This is a genomic window from Photobacterium frigidiphilum, assembly GCF_003025615.1.
In the GTDB taxonomy this organism is placed as follows: Bacteria; Pseudomonadota; Gammaproteobacteria; order Enterobacterales; family Vibrionaceae; genus Photobacterium; species Photobacterium frigidiphilum.
Genome location: NZ_PYMJ01000011.1, coordinates 60476 through 83708, shown reverse-complemented (window position 1 = coordinate 83708; position 23233 = coordinate 60476). Strand labels below are relative to the sequence as shown.

The 23233-nt window shown below is 40.9% G+C and carries 19 protein-coding genes and 1 pseudogene; 16 read left to right on the top strand and 4 right to left on the bottom strand.

All coding sequences use genetic code 11. From position 1 onward, the window contains the following. Positions 1–31: 31 nt before the first annotated feature. Together C9J12_RS12910 and C9J12_RS12905 are read right to left on the bottom strand one after the other, a co-directional pair. Positions 32–1441 (bottom strand): aldehyde dehydrogenase family protein, encoded by a 1410-nt coding sequence (locus C9J12_RS12910; protein WP_107243090.1) that lies wholly within the window; start codon positions 1439–1441, stop codon positions 32–34. A 57-nt stretch (positions 1442–1498) separates the two neighbouring features. Then, positions 1499–2866 carry a glutamine synthetase family protein gene (locus C9J12_RS12905; RefSeq protein WP_107243089.1) on the bottom strand — a complete coding sequence of 456 codons (1368 nt, stop codon included), beginning with the start codon at positions 2864–2866 and terminating at the stop codon, positions 1499–1501. Positions 2867–3187: 321 nt separating this feature from the next. Between C9J12_RS12905 and C9J12_RS12900 the strand changes: the two genes are divergently transcribed. Continuing rightward, entirely contained in the window at positions 3188–4006 is an 819-nt protein-coding gene (locus C9J12_RS12900; protein WP_107243088.1) for a c-type cytochrome, read from the top strand. A gap of 186 nt (positions 4007–4192) precedes the next feature. Then, a complete protein-coding gene (locus tag C9J12_RS12895; RefSeq protein ID WP_107243087.1) occupies positions 4193–4882 on the top strand; it encodes a DNA alkylation repair protein in 690 nt (229 codons plus the stop codon). A 100-nt stretch (positions 4883–4982) separates the two neighbouring features. On the opposite strand, the gene C9J12_RS12890 is transcribed toward C9J12_RS12895, so the two are convergent. Then, entirely contained in the window at positions 4983–5660 is a 678-nt protein-coding gene (locus C9J12_RS12890) for a MaoC family dehydratase (protein WP_107243086.1), read from the bottom strand. 606 nt (positions 5661–6266) lie between these two features. On the opposite strand from C9J12_RS12890, the gene C9J12_RS12885 reads away from it, so the two are divergent. The 4 genes and pseudogenes from C9J12_RS12885 to C9J12_RS12870 all read left to right on the top strand — a co-directional run bounded on the left by C9J12_RS12885 (position 6267) and on the right by C9J12_RS12870 (position 9817). Continuing rightward, positions 6267–7481, top strand: a complete 1215-nt coding sequence (locus tag C9J12_RS12885) for a serine hydrolase domain-containing protein (protein ID WP_227876356.1) — start codon at positions 6267–6269, stop codon at positions 7479–7481. A 129-nt stretch (positions 7482–7610) separates the two neighbouring features. Then, positions 7611–7820: pseudogene (locus C9J12_RS12880) on the top strand (alternative ribosome-rescue factor A); the annotation flags it as partial. An 81-nt stretch (positions 7821–7901) separates the two neighbouring features. Then, positions 7902–8900 carry a phosphotransferase gene (locus tag C9J12_RS12875; RefSeq protein ID WP_107243084.1) on the top strand — a complete coding sequence of 333 codons (999 nt, stop codon included), beginning with the start codon at positions 7902–7904 and terminating at the stop codon, positions 8898–8900. Positions 8901–8971: 71 nt separating this feature from the next. After that, positions 8972–9817, top strand: a complete 846-nt coding sequence (locus C9J12_RS12870) for an MBL fold metallo-hydrolase (RefSeq protein WP_107243083.1) — start codon at positions 8972–8974, stop codon at positions 9815–9817. Positions 9818–9908: 91 nt separating this feature from the next. Here C9J12_RS12870 and C9J12_RS12865 read toward each other — a convergent pair whose 3' ends face one another. Then, positions 9909–10691 carry a phytanoyl-CoA dioxygenase family protein gene (locus C9J12_RS12865; RefSeq protein ID WP_107243082.1) on the bottom strand — a complete coding sequence of 261 codons (783 nt, stop codon included), beginning with the start codon at positions 10689–10691 and terminating at the stop codon, positions 9909–9911. A 554-nt stretch (positions 10692–11245) separates the two neighbouring features. Here C9J12_RS12865 and C9J12_RS12860 point away from each other — a divergent pair. From C9J12_RS12860 to C9J12_RS12815, 10 genes are all read left to right on the top strand, one after another. Continuing rightward, positions 11246–11767, top strand: a complete 522-nt coding sequence (locus tag C9J12_RS12860; RefSeq protein WP_107243081.1) for a hypothetical protein — start codon at positions 11246–11248, stop codon at positions 11765–11767. Between the two features lie 2 nt (positions 11768–11769). Beyond that, complete coding sequence (locus C9J12_RS12855; protein ID WP_107243080.1) at positions 11770–12081, top strand: PTS fructose transporter subunit IIB; 312 nt, start codon at positions 11770–11772, stop codon at positions 12079–12081. Positions 12082–12107: 26 nt separating this feature from the next. Then, a complete protein-coding gene (locus C9J12_RS12850) occupies positions 12108–13202 on the top strand; it encodes a PTS fructose transporter subunit IIC (RefSeq protein WP_107243079.1) in 1095 nt (364 codons plus the stop codon). An 11-nt stretch (positions 13203–13213) separates the two neighbouring features. Then, positions 13214–15844 carry a glycoside hydrolase family 38 N-terminal domain-containing protein gene (locus tag C9J12_RS12845; protein ID WP_107243078.1) on the top strand — a complete coding sequence of 877 codons (2631 nt, stop codon included), beginning with the start codon at positions 13214–13216 and terminating at the stop codon, positions 15842–15844. Between the two features lie 91 nt (positions 15845–15935). Continuing rightward, positions 15936–18470: a phosphoenolpyruvate--protein phosphotransferase gene (gene ptsP, locus C9J12_RS12840; protein WP_107243077.1), complete on the top strand. Its 2535-nt coding sequence runs from the start codon at positions 15936–15938 to the stop codon at positions 18468–18470. A gap of 14 nt (positions 18471–18484) precedes the next feature. Beyond that, complete coding sequence (locus C9J12_RS12835) at positions 18485–18727, top strand: SemiSWEET transporter (protein WP_227876355.1); 243 nt, start codon at positions 18485–18487, stop codon at positions 18725–18727. 230 nt (positions 18728–18957) lie between these two features. Then, positions 18958–19476: a hypothetical protein gene (locus tag C9J12_RS12830; protein WP_107243075.1), complete on the top strand. Its 519-nt coding sequence runs from the start codon at positions 18958–18960 to the stop codon at positions 19474–19476. 10 nt (positions 19477–19486) lie between these two features. After that, positions 19487–19801: a PTS fructose transporter subunit IIB gene (locus tag C9J12_RS12825; protein WP_107243074.1), complete on the top strand. Its 315-nt coding sequence runs from the start codon at positions 19487–19489 to the stop codon at positions 19799–19801. Continuing rightward, the gene (locus C9J12_RS12820) at positions 19794–20915 is read left to right on the top strand and encodes a PTS fructose transporter subunit IIC (protein ID WP_107243073.1); all 1122 of its coding nucleotides are present in this window, start codon (positions 19794–19796) and stop codon (positions 20913–20915) included. Before C9J12_RS12825 ends, C9J12_RS12820 begins: the two co-directional genes overlap by 8 nt. A gap of 30 nt (positions 20916–20945) precedes the next feature. Beyond that, positions 20946–23060, top strand: coding sequence for a metallophosphoesterase family protein (locus C9J12_RS12815; RefSeq protein WP_227876354.1), 2115 nt, complete (start codon positions 20946–20948; stop codon positions 23058–23060). Positions 23061–23233: the final 173 nt, after the last annotated feature.

The window sequence follows — 23233 nt, the reverse complement described above, 5'->3', positions numbered from 1 at the left end:
AACGGTGGATTCAAGAAGGCATTAGAAATGCTTATATTAGGTGCTTTACATGGTACGACTTAGGACGCGTTAATTGCTCAAACCCGATAGAAGATAGAGTACAGCCTCGACCAGATTGCTTAATACCCGCCCATGCAAGCGCTGGATCTAGGTAATCACAACGATTAATGAAAAATGTCCCTGTTTCTAATTGATCCCCAAGATGGATGCCTTTGTCTATGTCTTGAGTGAAAATGCACGCGGTAAGACCAAAGTCACTGTCATTCATCAATATGATTGCTTCTTGATCGGATTCTACTTTTTGTATGCCAAGGGCGGGGCCGAAGGTTTCTTCTGTCATTATTCGCATTGTATGATTTACGTTGGTAAGCAATTGAGGGGCAAGATAGGCGCTGCCAGCTTGGCTGTTGGTAAAATGGTGTTCATCAATATGTGGCTTTGCCCCTTGTTGAATTGCTTCTTGTGTTTGCTCTCGTACAAAATCAGCGGCTTTTCCGTTAACAAGCGGGCCTAATGTGGTATTAAGGTTATCTGAACGACCGAGTTGATATTGATTGATTAGTAACACGGCCTTTTCAATAAAAGCATCATAAATACTACTATGTACATAAGCACGTTCAATGCTGCAGCAAGATTGTCCTGAGTTAAAAAAAGCCCCATCAATAATAGTATCAACAGCGTCTTGTAGGTTAGCATCAGAGCGCACATACGCAGGGTCTTTTCCACCAAGCTCTAACCCCACACTGATTAAATGCCCAGCAGCGAATTGTTCGATGGCTTTTCCACCCTTAACAGAACCAGTGAACGCGACATGATTGATACAACCTGATGAAATAACATGCTCTGTGTCTTGATGCGTTAAATGCAGATACTGAAACACACCTTCCGGTAAGCCTGCTTCTGTGAAGGCTTGAAATAGGCGCTCTGCACATAAAGGTGTTTGCACAGAGTGTTTAAGTACAACGCTATTGCCTGATAACAATGCTGGTATGATGGAATTGATTGCGGTCAGGTACGGATAGTTCCACGGTGCAACGATAAATACAGTGCCTAACGGAACCCGTTTTATATAGCGCGTAAAGTGAGGCTTTTCTGGTAACTCAATCGTTGCCAATGCGTCATCACTGATCGCAATCATATGCCGAGCACGTTCTTCTAACCCTGCGGTTTCACCTTGGCTATATTGAATCGGGCGTCCCATCATCCACGTAATTTCCTCTGCGAGCTGATGCTTGTTAGTGACTAGCCAATCTATGGCTTTGCTACACAGAATTTTACGTTCAGCCAATGGTGTTGCTTGCCATTGTTTTTGAGCCAATTTGGCTTGCTTCAACGATGTTGTAATGTGAGTGAGCGATGCAAATGGTCGAGTGATATATACATCATTATCAATCGGTGAGATAACGGAAATTTCTGCATTAATTGAGTTTATATTTGACATGTATTCTCCTTTATCTAGGCCGATAAGTGGTTAATAGTCTGATTATCTAAAACTAGATTAGATAATTTCAAAGTAACGATTTAATTCCCAGTCAGTGACATGCTTCCTAAATTCACGCTCTTCCCATTCTCGTGATGCTGTAAAGTGATCAACAAATTCATTGCCAAACATTTCACGTGCAGCGTTTGATGCTTTAAAACGTTGGGCTGCTTCCCATAATGTATGAGGCAACTGTAATTCCTGCGGGTGTTGCTGATCGTAAGCATTGCCTATAACTTGGTCGAAAGGTTCCCATTGCTGGGCGATGCCATACAACCCAGATGCGAGTGCTGCTGCTAAAGCAAGGTAGGGGTTTGCATCTGCCGCACCTATTCGATATTCTACTCGTTGTGATTTTTCTGAACCTTTAATTAAGCGTAATGCCGTTGTTCGGTTTTCTACGCCCCAAGTTGCCTCTGTGGGTGCCCAAAACCCCGGAACCATGCGTGAATAGCTATTAATGGTTGGCGCAATCATGCACAAAATTTCTGGCATTAAGCGTTGCTGTCCAGCAAGAAAGTGACGCTGAATATCACTCATATTGAGATCGTTATTGGCCTCAAAAAAAGCAGAAGAACCGTCTTTGTTCTGCAACGAAATATGAATATGTCCGCTCTGACCGGGGTAGTCGTTACTCCATTTCGCCATGAAGGTGGCGAGTAGATCATTTTTTTGGGCTAATACCTTCATATAAGTTTTAAATAGCGCGGCTTTATCTGCGGCATTGATTGCGTGATCAACAGTGATCGCTGCTTCTATTACTCCAGGGCCTGTTTCGGAATGAATACTTTCTATGGGGAAGTCCATCTTTTCACCCATGGCAAGAATACTTTTGTAGAGCCCCGAGTAAGTCGAATTACGAATCATGGAATAACCAAACCAATCAGGTGTAATGGTTTCAAGGTTACTGAAGCCTTTTTCTCTTGCTGAATGTGGGGTTTCGTTGAAAAGAAAGAATTCATATTCAAAAGCGGCTTGCACATTGAATTCCATTTTATCGGCAAGCTGTAATACACGGCGTAGCGTCGCTCGTGGACATACTTTTTCAGCATCTTCTGTAAATTCTGCAATGAATAACAGCATGCCATCTTCATCAAGTACATCACGGCAGCTTTCTGGAATAATTCTAACGGGGGCGTCAGGGTAACCCGTGTGCCACCCCGTATATTGCGCATTATCGTACAGCTGATCTTTAACATCCCAGCCAAGAACAACATCACAAAAAGCAAAGCCATGTTCTAAAGAAGAAAAGAATTTAGACTTAGACATGTATTTACCACGCATGACGCCATCGTTATCGAATAAGCCGACTTTTACGTGGGTGATTTTACGTTCTGTTATTATTTTTTTTGCATCATCGATCGTTTTAACATCTCTGGCATTCATATTTATTCCCTAAATTAGCCATGGTGTTTTCTATTGTTTATGCATTTCCCTATATTCACCCTAGAAAGTAGAAGCTGAACCGTCAATTAAATCGGTCTAAATACTGTTCTTTCAGGATGTTGTAATGTTTGGATTTAAGGTGAACGTTATGGTTAACAAATTGGCAGTATTGTGGTCGGTGGATGTTACCAATCTTGTGTCGATGATGTATTGTGTTTTGTATGTGAAAAGTTAATTGATGGTTGGAAAGTTAAAGGCAGTGTTGAAGCGGGTTATTTTTGTAATATTTAGGTAATGCATCAAATAATTAAAGGAAGAGCGATGATTAGGGAAATCATAAGAGCGATTTCATTATCAGCTATTTGCGTGGTGTCATTAGATGCTTATGCTGAACAAGCAACGCTGATGTTTTCAGAATCGGATCAAAACGAACAAACATTTTCATTAAGTGCATTGAAAGACAAATTACCAACGCATCAAATTACAATTTATGACCCCCATTATGAGGCAGAGAAAGCCTATGATGCGTTTTTGCTTAATGATGTCATGGTATTGGCATACGGGAAAGACTGGAAAAATAAAGCCTACACCGATGTTAAATTTACAGCGCTAGATGGCTATCAAGCGGTTTCAACCTTTGACAAAATATCAATAGCTGGTGGTTATATTGTTTATAAAGCAGATGCAGGTTGGCAGCCGATAGGGCACCACAAAGCCAACCCTGGTCCTTTTTACATGGTGTGGAAAGGAGAGAAGCAAACACCAGAACAAGCTTTCCCGTGGCCTTACCAATTGGCTAGCGTCAATATGCTTCAATTTAAAGATCAATACCCATTAGTGTATCCCGAAGGTGTTGAGTTAGCCTCAACTGTGTATCAAGGTTTTGAAATCTTTAAAGACCGTTGTATTAAATGCCATTCGATGGATCAGCAAGGGGGGAAGCTAGGACCTGATTTGAATGCACCCATGAGCGTTGTGTCTTATCGTTCGAAAGATATGCTACGTAAATTTATTAAACAGCCCTCTCAATTTCGCTATACCCAAATGCCTGATCATCTTGATTTGTCTACAGAACAAATTGATTCCATTCTTGATTACTTAAGCTATCAAGGAAAGATCAGTAATGTGAGGAAAAAATAGCCAGTTTAGAATGAAAGTGTTGTTATCTAAAAGACAATAACCAGAATGAACAATAAGTTGCATCATGTATTGTTAAAGTGATGTAACTTGTGTTCAAATGCTGCCCAATATAATAAAGGCTCTTAGCTATACGCTAAATACGAGCCAATATAAGTAATAAGTCTGCTTTAGAAGGAAGTAATCGTCATGTCATTGATGATCCCCATGGTTATTTATATGCAACAACATTTGGTAGAAGTATCAAATGCTGATGATGCTATTTCCATGCAAGAATATATGAAAACGGAACAACCGTTTTATGGCGTAAAAGCACCTGAGCGTAAAGCTGTATTCAAAAAAGCACGTGAGCATACCGATGTCGTCGACTTTGTTCAGTATCGTCGATTGGTATTATGGCTATGGTCTGGTGTGTATCGAGAAGAACTGTATTTGGCTATGGATGTTGCCGAATACTACAAGGCTTTTCGTACACCAGATGCATTCAGCATTTATGAAGAGATGTTAGAAACCGCAGATAACTGGGATACCGTTGATAAGCTCGCATCAAATTTGATTGGTGACTTAATTAAAGATCATCGTGAGTTTGAAGCAAAGCTTATTGAATGGCGTCAATCTGATAATATGTGGCTACGTCGTGCATCATTGCTCGCACACTTAAAGCATAAAAATGACACGAATGTCCCATTGCTTGAAGAAACGATTTTATTGCTTGCGAATGAAAAAGAGTTCTTTATTCGCAAAGCAATAGGGTGGGTGTTGCGGAAATATTCTAAAACAAACCCTGATTATGTCATTGAGTTTGTTGCGAAGTACAATAAGCAGCTGTCAGCGTTAAGCAAAAAAGAAGCGTTAAAAGTCATTAATAAAGAAGATTAAAAGCGTTGTATAGCGTGTTTATGTTTTGCTCTTAAACTAAAAAAGCCATCTGTAGATGGCTTTTTTGTCGGGAATATCTAAAACTTTTTAGTCGTTAATATTAGAAATACAAACGAATAACAGATTCTGCTACACAGCCAGGTCGACGACAGCCTTCAATCTCTACTGATATTTCTTGAACAATTTCCAGCCCACGCTTGATAGGTGTTACAGACTGAATCTTTGTACGTGCACGTACGCGATTGCCTTCTTTAACAGGGTATGGGAAACGAACTTGGTTCAGGCCGTAATTGACGGTCATTTTAGCCGAAGGAAATTTAGTGTTTTCAGGGTTAACACTGTCTGTTAACACCGATAGCAAAGATAACGTTAAAAAACCATGCGCAATAGTTGTTTTAAATGGAGATTCATTTGCCGCACGATCTTGGTCAGTGTGAATCCATTGATGATCTTCTGTTACTGCTGCAAAGCTATTAATTCGAGATTGATCAACAATCAGCCAATCACCGACGTGAATTTCTTCCCCTAATGTAGCTGTCAGTTCTGCTTGGATTTTTTCTGCTTCTGGGTGTAATTGAACCGGTGCCGGTTGGGCAATTGATTCTCCAGTGGATGCGATTTTTTGTTCTTTAACCCAAGTAGCAAGCTGACTATTGTTAGCTTTGCTTAAAAACTCGATCCAGTAATCGCGAATAGAGGGTGATAGCCAGTCTTTAAATTCAAATGGATGCTGCGCTAGCGTAACTCGCTTTTGCTTGAGAAAATCGACTACTTTCATGGATCTGACCTTTTTAAATAATGTCTCACTAAATAGTGAGGGCGCGTATTGTAACGATATTCGCCCTTAATAAAAATATTTTTGTGCTTTATGTCTCACTTTTGTTCTCATCGGATGAGTTAAATCTCTTTGAAATCATAAAGATAAAAAATTTCAAAATAGCATGAAAAGTCTATATTTATCATTTTATCGTAATAAATTGATATGTGTTCTTAATGATACCGTTTAAAACTTTACTTAATAACAACACCGTCAAGAGTGTGTGATAACAATACCAATCATTTTTCTATAGTGTGGAACAACACGTAAATCTTACAGTATAAAATAATGACGGTTCTTAGCTGACCATACACGAAGCTACCTTGAGCTTCATTAACTGTAGAGGACGTCGGATCTCTTTGTTATTTTTGAATGTAACTTGGGTAGATAAATATCACGTACTTGCTGAACTGATCAGATAATTGATGGATTTGGTATTAACCTCAAGCCACTGAATCAATATTGAGATTGATTGAACAATTAAAGAATGGACACTCACCTTCGAAACAGACTTCGCGTTTTCCAACTAAAATAAAGGCGTTGCTTTTATTGTCGAAGGTGAGTCCAGTGCCCAGTTTTGCTACGCAATATTGCAAAGGGCTGCGATTACAATTTAGTCGTTGTATATCTTTTTACATTAGCTTTGTTTGTACGTTGACTGTAAGAAGGGCATTGGCGCTTTTTGCGCTAATAACGGTGACGAATAGCTATGCCTTGCCTGGTGATAAGCTTGTTTACACATTGCATGATTCGGTGACTAAAGCGGTTAAAAAAGAGATTCCTGGTGCTGCAATTGCGCTCATCATCGATGGACAAATTCGCTTACTTAGAGGTTATGGTGTAAAGAAGGTTGGCGGAAAAAACCGAGTCACCTCTGGTACTGTATTTCCGCTCGCGTCCATTTCGAAAACATTCGCTTCAGCTGTTACTTCGGTGCTTGTTGATAAAGGGATGATTGATTGGGATACTTACGTTGTGCCTTATCTTGAAACTGTTGAATTTAGCGATCCATCGCAGGGGAGTATCATTACCTTGCGTCATATTTTGTCTCATACTACAGGGTTGGTGCCTCAAGCTTATTCTGATCTGTTAGAGCAAAATGTCAGTTATGCTAAAATTAGGAGAAGGATTCCTCAAATTGATTTTGTATGCCCCCCCGGTGATTGTTATGGTTATCAAAATGTAGTGTATAACCTCAGTGCAGAAATGCTGGAGCTTGCATCTGGGCATGATTACGATGTATTAGTTAAAGAGCACTTACTGATTCCGTTGAAAATGCAGCATGCTTCTGTTGGTTTTGATGCATTTAAAGCCAGCAAAAATCGTGTTGAACCCCACGTTAAAGTAAAATCTGGTTGGGCTGCCGTTAAGCCAGAACCTTATTATTATCGAGTGCCTGCTGCAGCGGGATTAAATGCCAGTGCTCAAGATCTTGCAAAGTGGATGCTGGCACACTTAGGGCATAACCCATCGGTATTACGTCCTTCATCATTAACAATTATGCACAAAGCGCACATTCGGGCGAACCAATCACGGTATAGAGCAAAGCTGAGTAATGTCTATTACGGATTAGGCTGGCGAACATTCGATTACCAAGGCATTACGGGTTTTGTTCATCATGGTGGCTGGGTTAAAGGAATACGAACTGAAATGCTTTTTAACCCTTTAACGCAAACAGGTATGGTTTTCTTAACAAATTGCGAAACAAAATTTGCGCGAGAGATTGTGCTCGATTTTCTTCTATTATATAAAAAGCATATCTATAACAGTGAAAAGCTTTAAAGATGATACGTTCAGTACAGTTTAATAAAAGTCACGTATTGTTGCACAATAAGGTATATTACTCGGGTTCTTTAAGACAATCAGATGATACACAACGATGAGGAACGGCAAATGCCTAAAAAACGTAAATTGAAGCAATGTAAACAAAAAGAGAGTGTTGATTTTCAACGGTTAGAGCCAAATAGCACAGATACTGAGTTTGGTAGAGGAACCATTAGAGATAATGCACTAAAAGCAGTTGTTACCAGTAAGTTGTTTACAACACGAGTGGTAAAAGCAAAAAAAGGAAAAGGAAGCTTTCAACGAAAGGACAAATATAAAGGGCAAGAGCCCTATTCAATAGCCGCTTAATGTAGCTGATATTGAATAGGGCTTTTTATATACCACTGAAAAGGAACCTAATATTAAAGCAGGCAATGAATGACAACCCCCATTAACATTTTACAGACTATCGCGAGTGCAGTAGGGGCTGAGTGCGTTACCAGTACTCAGTTAATTCAGCATTTGTGGGGCGGTTATGGCGAACTTTTACGCGTTGAACTTGCAGGCTGCTCTCAATATGAATCGGTCATTGTTAAATACATAAAACTACCTCAACCTGAACATCACCCAAGAGGGTGGAACACAGTCACCTCTCATCAACGTAAGTTAGATTCTTATCAAGTAGAAGTCAGTTGGTATCAACATTTTGCCAATCATTGTAAGAGTGAATGTGCGGTCCCCAAGTGTTTATTCGTAAAAGAACAAGATGGCGAAATCTTACTCATCTTAGAAGATTTGAAAACATTAGGCTTTAGTGAAGTACATAAAGACATAAACCAAGAACAAGTCGAAGCTTGTTTATACTGGTTAGCACATTTTCATGCTCAGCACCTTGGTACAGACCCAATAGGGCTTTGGAAGTCCGGCACGTATTGGCATCTAGATACGCGGCCTGATGAAATTGCAGCATTGTTAGATTCCCCCTTAAAAAATGCAGCACCGCTTATCGACGAAACCTTGAAGAAAACCCCGTATCAAACGTTGGTACATGGTGATGCAAAACTCGCGAACTTTTGTTTTACACCGAAAGGGGATCACGTTGCTGGTGTTGATTTTCAATACGTGGGCAAAGGTTGTGGTATGAAAGATGTCGTACTGTTTTTTAGTAGTTGTATACCATTCGATGAATGTGATAAACGAATACCAAGCTTACTTGATTATTATTTCAAACAACTTGAACATGCTTTAGTTAATCATCAGCCTCAATTAGACCCTAATGATGTAGTGCAATCATGGAAACCACTTTACTGTATCGCTTGGGCTGATTTTCAGCGTTTTGTTAAAGGTTGGAGCCCTGATCACTGGAAGATTAATCCATATACTGAAAGTCTGACTCAAAAAGCATTGTTGCAGTTAGGTGTACCCGATAAGACATAAATTGAAACCTTGCCCATTGTTTTCAAAAAAATGAACGAGGTTACATTGTGTTGAATATAACTTAGGTGACTATGAAACTTACAGCGTTAGTTGATAACACACGGTTAGATAATCGAACAGACCTTGCGGTTGAGCGAGGCTTGTCTCTTCATTTAAGTACGATGGGTAGACAGGTATTATTTGATGCAGGAAGTAGTAAAGCTTTTTGTGATAACGCAGCGTTATTAAACGTTAAAATCCAAGATATAGATGCTGCTGTTATCTCACATCGACACCATGATCATTGTAATGGTGTTAGTCATTTCCTCGAGCGCAACTCTAAAGCTCTGGTGCACTTTCGTGAATGTGAAGAAACAGACTATTGTTTCAAAGCGTTTGGTTTTAAAACTAATGTAGGTATTGATAAGAACTTATTACCTAACGCTAAGGAACGATTTAATTTCGTTAACAAGACAACAGAAATATTCCCCAATATTTTTATTATTACAAAAATAAGTAGCAAGTATAAACAGCCGAAAGGTAATCAGTATCTTTTCACTAACTCTGGGATGGGCTGTAAACCAGATACATTTGACCATGAGTTACTTATGATTATTAAAGAAAGTGATGGCCTTATCGTATTCACGGGGTGTGCCCATAGTGGTGTGCTTAATATGGTTGAGACTGCGGTTGCGCTTTTTCCTGATACCAGAATTAAGGCTGTTGTAGGTGGCTTTCACTTAGTCGGGTTACCACTATTTAACAGTATTGGCGGTAGCAAGAAAGATATTGAAGCTATCGGGCAAACATTATTAAGTTACCCTATAGATAAGTTATACACTGGCCATTGTACTGGTATGAAGGCGTATGGGTTACTCAAAGGTGTACTTGGTGATCGTCTTGAATATTTACCAACAGGGCGTAGCGTCGTTATTTAGTGGTTAACCTTAGATAAGCTGCTTCAGCTATACGATTCAGTGCAAAAGGAAAGGATGATGTCTAACCAGTACAGTTAGACACGTTGAAAGATTACCCCTGCGACTTTAGCTGGATTGTATTCTTGTACAATCTTGGATCGTCAATTCTATCAAACATTAAACTATCTGGTAAACAATCGTCGTCAACGTAGTCAATGTAATCAGCTGATGAATCAAAAACTAAGATATCTAACGCCAGCCTATCCAATCCGTATAAACCACGGTGAATCATATCTGCCGAAAAAACTAATACGTCACCCGCGGCTAACCCAATTGATTTACCCGCTGAGAGATTCTCACTGCTCACTCTGCCATTCTCTTCTTGTCTGACATCAAACTCTTCATCATTATCCCAGCGCTTATGTGTGCCTGGAACTAACTCCATACCTAGTTCATCAAATAAAGGTACACGAAGATGTAATACTTGCGTCTCCTTTATGACTCTTTTTTGTGAGTCAAGATCATGATCATATTGACAGTCTCGATGCCAAAAATCTTTTTGTTGAAGGTTAACAGGGTTAAAAAATAATTGCGTATTCATAAATGCAGGATTAACTGGGATCACTGAATCAACAAGCGCCATTATTTTCTTTGAGCTAATAAAATTAAACAGCTTTACCCGATCGTCAAACGCTAAATATTGACTTCCGGTGATCAAAGAAGAGTTAAAAGCTTCATCTTGATAAAAATCCGCGTTGTCATCTTTCCAACGTTCATGAAATTTCAAGACAACGTTTCTAAGTGACGAGATTTCAGACGCCGTAAAATAATCCCTTATGACAAAGAAACCTTGTTCCTCATAATTGTTATTCAATTGATTTCTATTTTCTAACATTAATGACCAATAGCTCCAATTTATCATGAGAATTCGCATCAGAAGAGCTTACTAACGCGTGGTAAATTCTAGCAGGAGTGGCCTACCTACTCCTCTAAATGGCAAAGCCTTAACCTGCCATTAAAAAATAGGCATTATACCCAAGTTATCTCAAGATGCTCGCTGAGATCACTCTGAATCCTGCATATTGAAGTAGCTTGGGTATATACTTTATCGCTTGCTTCGTCGTTAGCAATAAAGTGCATCATTAAGGTATTCATCTAGGTGATGCTCGCTAGGGCTGAGTAACTATTACCGCATTCGAAATAACCTCCAAGGTTGAGTTCTGGTTGACACCACTTATTCTTATATAAAGAAGCTAATTCTGTTATTGCTCTTAGTGCTAATAGAATGCTGAACGCTATTTTAATGTTTTAATAAGTTAAATTATAAGAATCATTTTCTTATATCAGATAGTTGAATGTTGTTAGGTTAATGGGGTGTTAAATGTGAATTGCTTCACATACATGTCTTTATTTTTTGTTTATTATAAATGTACTTCATAGGGGTTTTTAATGAAAATGAATTCAAACGAATTAAATATAAAAGTGTTTTTCCAAAGCGTATTAAACGTTCTGGTCAACGCTATTTATTCGTGTGTATGTATTCATAACAATGAAGACCTAATCACAAATACTGAAGAAGAATTAGATGAATTAGCTTCAAATTACAACCAGATTTATATCAATCTTGGTGAGTTAATTGGCAAGAAAATACATCACTGGTATGGTGAGAACGTTCTGCGCTGGAGTCGTAATTTCTTATCTTATCAAGCAAATGTAAAAACGTTGCTTTCTGTACTATCACTGACTTATCTACATTTCGTAGAACAAGTTTCAGCGAGTTCTATGGTGCTATTCTATCGCTATGCGCCGGGAAACAGCGTGACGTTAGGAAATTTGTCTATTAATTCGTTTAGTCATGTTCTTAATATAAAATCATTTAGTATCAATCATTTGAACAGCAGTCATCTTAAGGTGGCTGCTGTTTTTTTTGTTTTTAATAAATCAACAGTCAGTAGATTGTTAACGAGGTAAATATGTTTATTGTTTGTGTCGCTGCTTGTCCAACTGGGATTGCCCACACTTATATGGCAGCAGAAGCGTTGGAAGTGCTTGGTAAAGAGCATAACTGGGAAGTGAAAGTCGAGACTCAAGGTAGTACCGGAATCGACAATGAGATCACATTAGAGGATGTCGAACGGGCTGATGGCGCGATAATCGCTGCTGAAATTGCCATCGATGGAATGGAGAGGTTTGAAAACTTAAAAACTTTGGAATGTTCTGTAGCAGATCCAATTAAACAATCAGCAGCAGTATATGAAACCATGATACATATAATAAATAATTAATAATAAAAACAAAAAGGATGAATACCATGGCCATACTATTAAAAACGAAAAAAACAGAAATTGATAGATTAAGAGAAGCCTTGATGACAGGAGTGTCATATATGATTCCTGTTATTGTTGCTGGTGGCATGCTATTAGCGTTTGGTTCATTATTTGAAACGCTTACTGGTGTTGATTTAAAAGAAAGCAATTCCTTTCTAGCCCAAATAATTAATGATTTGAAAATATTTGGTTTATATGGATTAACACTCTTATTTCCAGTTATTGCCGCTTTTGTTGGTTTTGGTTTAGCTGGAAAACCAGCAATTGCACCTGGGTTAATGGCAGGGATGTTAGCTCGCGATATGCAGATGGGATTTCTCGGTGCATTACTTGGTGGTTTGATGGTTGGTTATTTAGTTCGCTGGATGCTAGCGAATATCAAATTACCTAAAGATTTTCGTAGTTTGTTGCCAATGGTAATAATTCCACTATTAGGCACTGCAATTGTTCTTTTTGTTATGAAATATATCGTGGGTTATCCGCTCATTGCACTCAATACAGGCTTGGAAAACTGGTTGGTGGATATGTCTGGTGGTAACAAAATATTGATGGCGGCAGTACTTGGCGCCATGGTTGGCTTTGACTTGGGTGGGCCGATTAACAAAGCGGCGATTACTGTGAGTCTTGGCTTATTCGCCCAAGGGATTTATGAGCCTGTAACGGCTTCGCATATCGCGATTATGGTTGCTCCGTTTGGTATTGGTGTTTCGACAATTGTGGCGAAAAAATACTATACCAAAGAGCTGCAAGATAATGGGCGTGCGGCAATGATGATGTCTTGTGTCGGAATCAGTGAAGGGGCTATTCCATTTATTCTTGCCAATCCTGCATTAATTGTGATTAACACTATTGGCAGTGCAATTGCAGCTTCGATGGTTATCATGTTTGATTCGATTGTTGAGGCTCCTGCTGCGGGGATTTTGGCTCTTGTTTTATCTTCAAACTTCTTCTTATACCTGCTTTCAATTGCATCTGGTGTGGTATTTGTCGCGCTGGGGACATCGGTGCTCATGAAGCGCCAGTATATGAAAAATCAGGCAATGGAAGAGACCCAAAGAAAATTCACAGAATCACTATAGAGGACCGAGCAATGTCATTGAATAAAAAGGCATATATTGTGCCACATACTCACTGGGATCGTGAGTGGTACTTTAGTACTGAAGAGTCTCAGGTATTGTTGGTATTTACCATGCAACAGATTCTAGAACAGCTTGAACAAGATGAAGGAATGCCTTGCTTTGTGCTGGATGGGCAGTCGGTAATGCTGGAAGATTATCTAAGCGTAGTACCAGAAGACACTGCCCGTGTTACTGAATTGGTTAAGCGTGGAAAATTGCTAGTGGGCCCTTGGTATACACAAACTGATCAGTGTGTTGTTCATGGTGAATCTCAGTTACGTAACTTATTTTGGGGCTGTAGAGATGCAAAGCGCTTCGGTGCAGTGATGAAAGTGGGCTATGTACCAGACTCGTTTGGTCAGAGCGAGCAGCTTCCACAACTCCTGCAGCATTTTGATATTGATAAATGTGTATTTTGGCGAGGAATCTGGGAAGGAATCACTGAAAATACTGAATTTATCTGGCGAGCTCCGAATGGCAGCAAAGTAACAACCGCAGTATTGGAGTTTGGTTACAGCGCTTTTCAGGGCATGAAACCTATAGATTGTCATTTAGATGGAATTGACCAGAAAATGACTGAGCGTTTCTGGCCTGGAGAACGTGAAAACTTCTTGTTTATGGGGGGGCATGATCAGAAACCATGGCAGAGTGAAACGGTAGCTGCAATTCACAATGCCAATGATGAACGACAATATAGTTATCAACTGTGTAGTTTTGAAGACTATTTTTCTGTGGCAACTGATAAACCGTTGGCTGTTGTAGAAAGTGAAATGCTTTACGGTAAATATAGCCGGATCCACCGTGGAATTTATTCTACTCGTTACGATATTAAAAAGCTAAATAGCAATGTTGAAAACTTGATAGTTAATCAGTTGGAGCCATTGCTAACGGTCGCGAATAGCTTAGGGATGAAATACCCTTATGGTCTGATGGAGAAGAATTGGAAGCAGCTTATGCAAAGTCATGCCCATGATTCGATCGGTGGATGTAATACGGACTCTGTTAATCGACAAGTGCTGGCACGAATACAAGCTGTTCGAGAAAATGCTGAACGCTTAAAAGATATTACTCTTAAGCAGCTGGCTGATGCGTCTACGAAAGGTCTTGAGGGTGAATTTGTACTCGCCTTTAATCCTTTACCTTACCAACGTGATGCGATGGTCGAGCTAGATCTTGTGCTGCCAACTCGACAGTTCGTGCTGCATGATGGTGATGATCTGGTAGACGTTCACTCTATTGATTGTCAGTTGGTTGATATCAATGCGATTGTCCAAGATCCAACCACTTTGGGTGATGAACGCTTTAAATCGTGGTATCGACACCACATTATTGCTTCTTTGCATGCGTTGCCAGCATGTGGTTATCGTAGCCTGATGGTCGAACGTTTGGCTGATAAAGAGGCCGATATCGATGGGAATGCTGAATCCGCTAGAGATCAAAATCAGTTACAGATGATTCAAAACGAGTATCTGACTGTCAATGTTGATACCGAAGGCAAAGTTTCTCTTACTAATACGGTGTCGGGTGAGCACTGGGAAGATTTACTCACACTGGTTGATGGCGGGGATGATGGCGACAATTATGATTTCTCTGAACCATACAAAGACTATCAAGTTGTTTTACAGGCTAGCCCTAATGATATCAAGGTATCACAGGGGGAATTACGTTCCGCGATTCGTATCAGCTATCAAGTTAACTTGCCTAATAACTTACAGGAGAGGGCTGATAAGCTGTGCACGACAGAGCAAACTGCGGTGATGGAATTGTCTCTTGAAAAGGGCAGTGATCAAATCGAGATCCAGATTCATCTAGACAACCAGGTTGATGATCATCGATTGCAATTACACGTTAATGGTAATTTTCTTGGTCAAGAAACCATCGCTGATCAGCCTATTGGCCTTATCCGCCGCGGCAATGATGAGCAGGCTCTATCAGTGTGGCAAGAGCAGGAATGGACATCTTGCCCAGTAGCAATTTACCCGATGCAAAGTGTGGTGGCAGGTGAGACGGAACAGGGTGGTATCGCGATCTTAACCGATGGGATCCGTGAATATCAGCAGTACCATGAATCTATTGCTATCACTCTGTTCCGAGCCGTTGGTTATGTTGGTAAGCCAGAGTTGAAATACCGTCCGGGTCGTTTATCTGGCTTGCCTGATGCAAGCCCAGATTCACAGCTTAAGCAGCCATTATCATTCCGTTTGGCTTTGTACCCATTTAAGGGGAAAGCGATGGAAGCAGGTTTGTGTTATCGGGCTAAACATTGGCTAACAGCGCCGCTAACTTTACATAATGGCATCGTGCAGCGGTTCATGATTGCTCCACCTTTGTTTGAGGCTCCTGAATGCTTCAGCTTAATGGTTTTTGATCATCCTGAATTAGCGGTAAGTGCCATCAAGACCACTGAGGATGACACTAATGCAGTTATTTTTAGATTACTAAATAGCGGGATGCAGCCAACTGAACTGGGTGATCTTCCTTCCGGTTGGCAAGTGGAGATTGCCAATGGTATGGAACAGTCAATCGGTAAGGCAACCAGCTCTTCCATGGTTCCTCCTCAAGGGTTGATTGCCTTGAGAATGTGCAAAACGCGAAGTAAGTAATTCCCCCCTGTTAGCGCCAAGCCTTCACCATCAGATTGATGGTGAGCGGCTTTGTTCGTCACTATGTAAACGGAAATATTTAGGTACTGCTATGACAAGACAATTTGAATTTAAAAATGAATTAGTAAATGGTATTCATGCTAGGCCAGCAGCTGAAATAGAGAGCCGTACAAAGGCGTTCCAGTGTCAAATTTCCTTGGTTAATCGAACTAAAGGGATAACCGCTAATGCTAAAAGCGTGTTGTCGTTGATTGGTGTTGATGCAGTGTTGGATGATGTTTGTCAGTTCATTTTTGACGGTAAGGATGAGTTAGCCGCTTTTGAACATATTTATCATTTTATTACTCAGGAATTTTCGTACTGTGACGAACCTATTGAACCTATTGAACTTAATGACAGCTTGTTGTCACTCCCAGTTTCATTAAAAGCGTCAAATCCGTGTTATGTACGCGGTAGTATCGCGTCAAAAGGGATTGGGCAAGGCAAGCCCATCATTTGCAGTCAGATCAACTTGCATCAACTTGCCGATGAGGCCGAACAGCAGTTGAGCGAAACAGTTACAGATCATTTACTCGTCGGTCTGGAAAAACTACAACAACAGTTGTTTTCAGCTCTTGCTGCTGTAGATTCGAAAGCAAAAGAAGAGCTCGCTATTTTGCAGGCTCACTTGCAGATTGCTGACGATACCGTTTTTAGTGAAACCTTGTTAAAACATGCTAAGCAAACCAACACTCTTAAAGCTATTGCTGTTGCAGCTGATGAGCTTAAAGCTCCTTTACTTAATAGCCAAAGTAGCTATATGAAAGAGCGAGCATTAGATATTGAAGACCTGTGTACTCAGCTAGCCTGTTTGGTCGTTGGTGAGTCGCTGAAAAAGCCAGTGGTGCTAACTTCCAATAGTATAGTGATTGCTGAGAACCTAACACCGAGTGAATTACTGGGTTTCGATAAGTCACTACTAAAAGGGATCATTCTAGCCCATGCGGGGCAAACTTCCCATACGGTAATCTTAGCTCGTTCATTTGGTATTCCTGTATTGACGGGGATAGAAAATTTACAATCGTTTATTTATGGCTCTGAATGGGTTGTTCTGGATGCACAATACGGCTGCCTGATCCGCGAACCAGATCATAGTGTTACAGAATTTTATAAGTTGGAAGCGCGTAAGTGTGTAGCCAAAAATGACTTATTGGCTCCTTTTATGACGACGAAAGGAATAACTAAAGACGGTCAGTCAATGGCCTTGTACGCCAATATCGCCGTTGGATTGGAAGCAGAAATAGCTTTTAGTCGAGGAGCCGAGGGGATCGGCCTATTCCGTACTGAAATGTTGTTTATGGATCACCCTCAAGCACCCACAGAGCAGGAACAATTTGAGATTTACAGTGAAGTGGTAAAGGCCGCTAATGGGAAGCAAGTCATTATAAGAACACTCGATATTGGCGGGGATAAACCATTAGCATACCTCGAATTACCACAAGAAGAGAATCCGTTCTTAGGCTACCGTGCAGTGCGTATGTATCCGCAGTATCAGGCTATGATTGAAAGTCAGTTGCGTGCATTACTACGGGCTACCGCATTGGGGGATATCGATATCATGATTCCGATGGTCTCTTGTGTTGAAGAGGTAAAGTGGATTTATCAGCTATGCCACCAATGTGCCGAACAGTTAACGATGGAAGGGCAGTCAATTGGTAAGTGGCGGCTTGGGATCATGGTTGAAGTGCCATCAGCTCTGTATTTTCTGGAAAAAATCTCTAGTTGGATCGACTTTGTTTCCATCGGTAGTAATGACCTGACTCAATACTTTATGGCATGTGATCGGGGGAATACGAAAATCAAATCGCTTTATGACAGTTTGAACCCTGGATTTATTGCTTTTCTGCGGGATATTGCTGTAACGGCTAAACGTTCCGGACTTGAATTAGGCATTTGCGGTGAAATGGCCAGTGACAGACGTGCTCTGCCATTACTGCTGGCAATGGGGTTTGATGAAATCAGCTTATCATCTCCGAATATTGCAATGTTACGGTCGCAACTCCATATTCTTGACAGTGAAGCCTGCCAATGCTTATTAGTCGAGATGGTTAGTAAAGAAACCGCTGATGAGGTAAGAGAGTGTATTGACGCTTTCTGGCAACAACAAAGTCAGCCGGAAATCTTGGATGAACGCCTAGTCATACATTGTGAAGCTAAAGATAAAACGAGTGTGATTAAAATGTTGACTGATAATTTGGAAATTCAAGGGCGGGTGATTCGCGGTGATGCGGCAGAGCAAGCCATTTGGGATCGTGAAGAAATTTTTGCTACATCACTAGGATTTGGTGTCGCCATACCACATTGTAAGTCCGAATATGTAACGCACAATAGCATCTCTATTGCTCATTTATCAGAACCCATCGTATGGAACGACGTTGAGAATGAGTGTGTATCGACGGTGATCATGTTAACAATGTCCAGTCATGATAAAGGTGGCACTCATATGAGTATTTTTTCGAAATTGGCACGAAAGTTAATGCATCGCGATTTTAGACAACAGCTGATGCAAACCGACATGGAGGAAACAGAAAAAACTGAACAAACGATGGAACTGTTAAGAGTTTGTTTGTTTAAAGAAATAGCATGAAAAATTGAATAGTCGTGATTCAGAAGAATCTTTTGCCGCAAGTGATCCATACAATAAAGACAAAAGACAGCAAGGGCATTTCACTGGCAATGTATATGATGTTTGTATTTGGGGTGTTTTGTTGGTTGGTATACGGAGTTATGTCGAAAGATATTCCGTTGATTATAGGAAATGGAGTAACTTTGTTTTTGGCAACTATTGTATTGTTTTTGAAAATGAAAGGTTCAAATCGAGAAATAATTAAGTCATCGGTGTAATTAAAATAAATTAATACAGTAATGGGCTAAAACTAATTTCGATTAAATTAATAAGGTAATTATTGAAGCTGTGATTAATGCATGATATTTATAATGCGGCTAGCTAATGAATAAAGATTTATCTGTTTGTTGGCTTTATTAAATCAAAAGTGTGACTGTTGTTGGGTAATATGTGAAAAATGTTTGTTACTATTGTTTTAATAAGTTGAACAGCGGTGGTGGGTATATTAATGAGTATGTCATTTTATGTATTGAAAACACTCAAAAAGCATTTAGCTAGTTTTCTAGCTGTGTGCCAATATCTGCTTTCAGAAGTTATGGCATTTTTATTTATACCTCCTCAACTTGATTGTAATATTGACAGTAAAGAGAATGACTTAGATGAGGTAAGCGCCCTGTGGGAGTCGTTGTGGAGTCGTGTTGGTCATCAATTATCTTCTCGATATCATTATCCGCTTGAAAAAAAGAAAGTTGATCTGGTTACTTCTTCAAAGGTAATGGTCGTTAAGCTTTGTGCTGTAAGGCGTTCCTTGTTGGCTCACGCCTGTATTAATGCGGCTTCAAGTCAGATGTTGACTTGTTATCGCAATGCTGGTGAACCTGCTTCTAATAGTGTTATACCTTGTTCTGTTAACTGTTATCCTGTCACTTTTTTTAATCAAATCATTATTAGTAAATGCAAAAGCACAGCCAGTAATATTATGGCTGTGTTTTTTCTATGTCTTGTTGTAAAAATAAAAATAATATAAGGAAAGAACTATGTTTTTTGTTTGCGTTGCTGCGTGCCCGACGGGCGTAGCTCATACTTATATGGCTGCCGAGTCACTATCAATAATTGGTGAGTCATTAGGTCATGAAGTTAAGGTGGAAACTCAGGGTAGTATGGGGGCCGAAAATGTAATAACTGAAGAGGATATGAAACGTGCGGATGGTATTATTATTGCTTCGGAAGTGGCAATTAATGATAAAGGGAGGTTTGTTGGCTTACCGATATTAGAGTGCTCAGTGTCGGATCCAATTAAACATGGTGAGGCTGTTTTTGAAGCTTTATGTGAGGCGATTAATAATGGTTAAGTTTAATGTAAATAAAAAAAGAAATTCAACGGGTATTGAAATAAAACAAGCAATAATGACAGGCGTATCTTATATGCTGCCTTTTATCATTGCCGGTGCCGTAATTATGGGGATATCCCGTATTGGCGCTTCATTTTATGGCATCGATAATATCTGGGATGGCAGTCATGCTGAAGCGGGTAATGCGCTGATCAGAATGTTCCATGCCTTTGATGGATTCGGCGGAATGGCGCTTAGCTTAATGCTGCCCGTGGTGGCGGGTTATATCGCATACTCGTTAGCCGATAAGCCGGGTATTGGTCCAGGTATGATTGCGGGTTTGTTGGCAAAAGATCTGGGTACAGGCTTCTTGGGTGCATTAGCCGCAGGTTTTGTGGCTGGCTATATTGTCCGCTACCTTGCAAAAAACATTAAGTTACCGCAATCGCTGGCGTCTGCAGGGCCCATTTTTATTATCCCAGTCGGCGGTACATTATTGGCATGTATCATCATGATGTATGTGATTGGTGACCCTCTTGCCGCAATGAACCGTGGTCTAGAAGCTTGGTTGCTCAGCATGTCAGGTACCAACAAAGTCATTTTGGCAGCCATTATCGGCGGCATGGTGGGGTTTGACCTGGGTGGTCCAATTAACAAGGCGGCGGTGACTACGGCAATGGCGATGCTGGCCTCCGGAATTTATGACCCGAATACAGCTGCACAGGTTGCCATTATTATCCCACCTATCGGCATTGGTGTTGCTACTTTGATCTGGAAGTCCCGTTTTCCTGAATCATTACAAGAAGCTGGCAAGGCGTCCACTCTTATGGGGCTTATAGGTGTCTCTGAAGGTGCGATTCCTTTTGCCTTAGCAAACCCCAAAATAATTATTATAAATGTGATTGGCTCAGCTGTAGGCTCGGCGATGGCTGTTGGTTTTGGTGCGGTTAACCGTGCTCCAATCTCTGGGTTTTATGGTTGGCTGGCGGTGGAAAACTGGTTGACCTATGTTGTGGCAATTGCTGTGGGTTCGGCCATTGTCACCTTAGGTTCATTGTTAGTTTTCAAAGGTGAAATGCCGACAAAAATAACAAAAAAGTCGGACAAGCCAAGTTTTAATATCACCAAAGCTTAACTCTTACTCATTCAATAATGTGGACTAAAAATGAAAAATATAACGAAACTGAGCATGGCTGTCATGATCGCCTGCGGGGTCTGTACCTCTGCTGTCGCGAAAGAAATGAAAGTAGCATTTATGCCAGATATCCACTTCCATGATGTGTACGGCTCGTTTGAAGACGGTTCATATCAAGGGCCTAAAAACAGCAAAAGCGGTAAGAATGCAACCATTCGAAGTATGTATGCGCAATTGACATCGACTCGGTTGTTTAATGAAAATTACTTTGCGTTAATCGCGGCTCTTGATGATGCTGTTGCGCGTGGTGTTAAGTACGTTGCTTTGCCAGGTGATTTCAGTGATGACGGTCAGCCTGTCAATGTACGCGGACTTCAGAAAATACTGGATCGCTACAATAAAGAACACGGTATTGAGTTCTTTGCCGCTCCGGGTAACCATGATCCGGTTAGACCTTTTGGGCGGCCTGGTGGTAAATCTGACTTCTTAGGCGAGGATGGAAAAACTCAGCGGATCTTTAGCAAAGGGGCAAAAGAGTGTCTGGGGTATGACGGTGTTTCTGCCGTGATTGATGCTGGATATGAACTACCGACGGTATGTAGTGAAGAGATCCGAGAATTGGGTTATGAAGGCCTGATGTCATCATTAGCTGATTATGGTTTTTCCCCACAAAAGTCCAATGTATATTGGGAAACGCCGTACTCAGACTACAACCAGAAAAGTTACAGTTTTGCGAAAGCAAGTAAAGCGGCTGGTTACCAGAAGCGCCAGTATGAAATTTGCAATCAGGGTACGGGGGGAGAATATAAAAAAGAGGGCTACACCTCATGCATGAACGTGCCAGACACCAGTTATCTGGTAGAGCCAACCCCCGGCCTATGGTTGCTTGCTATTGATGCCAACGTGTATGTACCAAAAGCCAATGCTGATACTAGCAACCCCGAAGCGGGCGATAATTATTCAGGTTCTGGCAATGCAGGCTATAACAAAATGCTGACCCATAAACAGCAAGTTATTGACTGGATGCGTGATGTCGTCAAGCGAGCTGAAGATCAAGATAAGATCCTTGTTACGTTCAGTCACTTCCCGATGACCGAGTTTTATAACGGCGCCGCAGAAACCATTGCAGACATCTTCGGACAAGGTAACTTCCAGCTGAAACGCTCGCCGAGAGAAGATGTCAGTAAAGCTTTGGCACAAACCGGCATCAAGCTTCATGTCGGTGGCCACATGCACTTTAACGATACCGGGGTTAAGTACTACGATGATAACACCTTCTTGTTTAATGTTCAGGCACCGTCAATGGCGGCTTATGTGCCTGCTTATAAACTCCTAACTTTTAAAGATCAGCAGCAGGTTGAAGTGGAAACCGTGATTCTGGATGAAGTTCCGCGCTTTAACGAATTGTTTGAACACTATGCAAAGGAGTGGGATCACCTTAAGCAGATTGACGCCGATGAAATATGGAATAAAGAAGTGCTCAGTGCAAAAAATTATTATGAGTTTACTAACTGGCACATTACCGAGCTTACTCGGATGCGTTTCCTTCCCGAAGAGTGGCCTTGTGACTTAAAACAGATGCTGTTTGCCTTGGATGGTAAAAGCATGCTGATCTTAAGCCAGCTGGACAGTTCCATTAGCAATGAGCAAATTGCAACACTGACCAAAGGCCAACAGGCCATTGAAATCTGCCAGCAAGGTGAGGGCGAAACCTACTTCACACCAGCAGACATCAATGATCCCGAGTTTGCACAAGCTTGGCAGCAAGCCAGCATTAAGGCATCTGAGTTGGCAAAACAGTCGAACCTGACTCTGGACGACTTTGCGCGCTGGAACGGCTTTGATTTTGCGGTTGATTTCTACCGCTTGAGAAATGCCGATGAGCTTGCTTTTAAAGATATCGAGAAGCAGCGCATTCCTCAGTACAGCCTGTTGGCACAAACACTGGCCAAAGATTTACGTTCAAAGCCAATTGATGCTTCCAGCGCTTTTGGCGAGGTCTTTAAGCAGCGTTTTGGTAGCCTGTTTGGTATTTTGACCAAGTTTGCCAACGGTAATGCCAGCCGTCACTTTATGATCGATCTTGAAAAAGGCGAGCTGACCGATCTGGCTCCTGAGCTGAAGCGTTTAGATTCTATCAACTAAGCCGCCAGAACTTACTGATTGACCTATAAGCCCGCTAAGTTACTTATGAGCCGTATTTTCGGCTCACCAGCTCAGGCGGGCACAGCCTAAAAGTCTTACCCGTCTTAGACAAAGAGCTGTGGAGTAGAAAAAGAAAAATGTCAGAGACGGATGTTCTGGTTGAATATATTACG

Excerpts from the sequence above, each read along its gene's own strand:
- C9J12_RS12905 (WP_107243089.1), bottom strand. The coding sequence starts at position 2,866 with ATGAATGCCAGAGATGTTAAAACGATCGATGATGCAAAAAAAATAATA.
- C9J12_RS12870 (WP_107243083.1), top strand. The coding sequence starts at position 8,972 with ATGAAACTTACAGCGTTAGTTGATAACACACGGTTAGATAATCGAACA.
- C9J12_RS12845 (WP_107243078.1), top strand. The coding sequence starts at position 13,214 with ATGTCATTGAATAAAAAGGCATATATTGTGCCACATACTCACTGGGAT.
- C9J12_RS12890 (WP_107243086.1), bottom strand. The coding sequence starts at position 5,660 with ATGAAAGTAGTCGATTTTCTCAAGCAAAAGCGAGTTACGCTAGCGCAG.
- C9J12_RS12830 (WP_107243075.1), top strand. The coding sequence starts at position 18,958 with ATGAGTATGTCATTTTATGTATTGAAAACACTCAAAAAGCATTTAGCT.
- C9J12_RS12860 (WP_107243081.1), top strand. The coding sequence starts at position 11,246 with ATGAAAATGAATTCAAACGAATTAAATATAAAAGTGTTTTTCCAAAGC.
- C9J12_RS12825 (WP_107243074.1), top strand. The coding sequence starts at position 19,487 with ATGTTTTTTGTTTGCGTTGCTGCGTGCCCGACGGGCGTAGCTCATACT.
- C9J12_RS12815 (WP_227876354.1), top strand. The coding sequence starts at position 20,946 with ATGAAAAATATAACGAAACTGAGCATGGCTGTCATGATCGCCTGCGGG.
- ptsP (WP_107243077.1), top strand. The coding sequence starts at position 15,936 with ATGACAAGACAATTTGAATTTAAAAATGAATTAGTAAATGGTATTCAT.
- C9J12_RS12850 (WP_107243079.1), top strand. The coding sequence starts at position 12,108 with ATGGCCATACTATTAAAAACGAAAAAAACAGAAATTGATAGATTAAGA.
- C9J12_RS12820 (WP_107243073.1), top strand. The coding sequence starts at position 19,794 with ATGGTTAAGTTTAATGTAAATAAAAAAAGAAATTCAACGGGTATTGAA.
- C9J12_RS12855 (WP_107243080.1), top strand. The coding sequence starts at position 11,770 with ATGTTTATTGTTTGTGTCGCTGCTTGTCCAACTGGGATTGCCCACACT.
- C9J12_RS12865 (WP_107243082.1), bottom strand. The coding sequence starts at position 10,691 with ATGTTAGAAAATAGAAATCAATTGAATAACAATTATGAGGAACAAGGT.
- C9J12_RS12910 (WP_107243090.1), bottom strand. The coding sequence starts at position 1,441 with ATGTCAAATATAAACTCAATTAATGCAGAAATTTCCGTTATCTCACCG.
- C9J12_RS12900 (WP_107243088.1), top strand. The coding sequence starts at position 3,188 with ATGATTAGGGAAATCATAAGAGCGATTTCATTATCAGCTATTTGCGTG.
- C9J12_RS12895 (WP_107243087.1), top strand. The coding sequence starts at position 4,193 with ATGTCATTGATGATCCCCATGGTTATTTATATGCAACAACATTTGGTA.
- C9J12_RS12875 (WP_107243084.1), top strand. The coding sequence starts at position 7,902 with ATGACAACCCCCATTAACATTTTACAGACTATCGCGAGTGCAGTAGGG.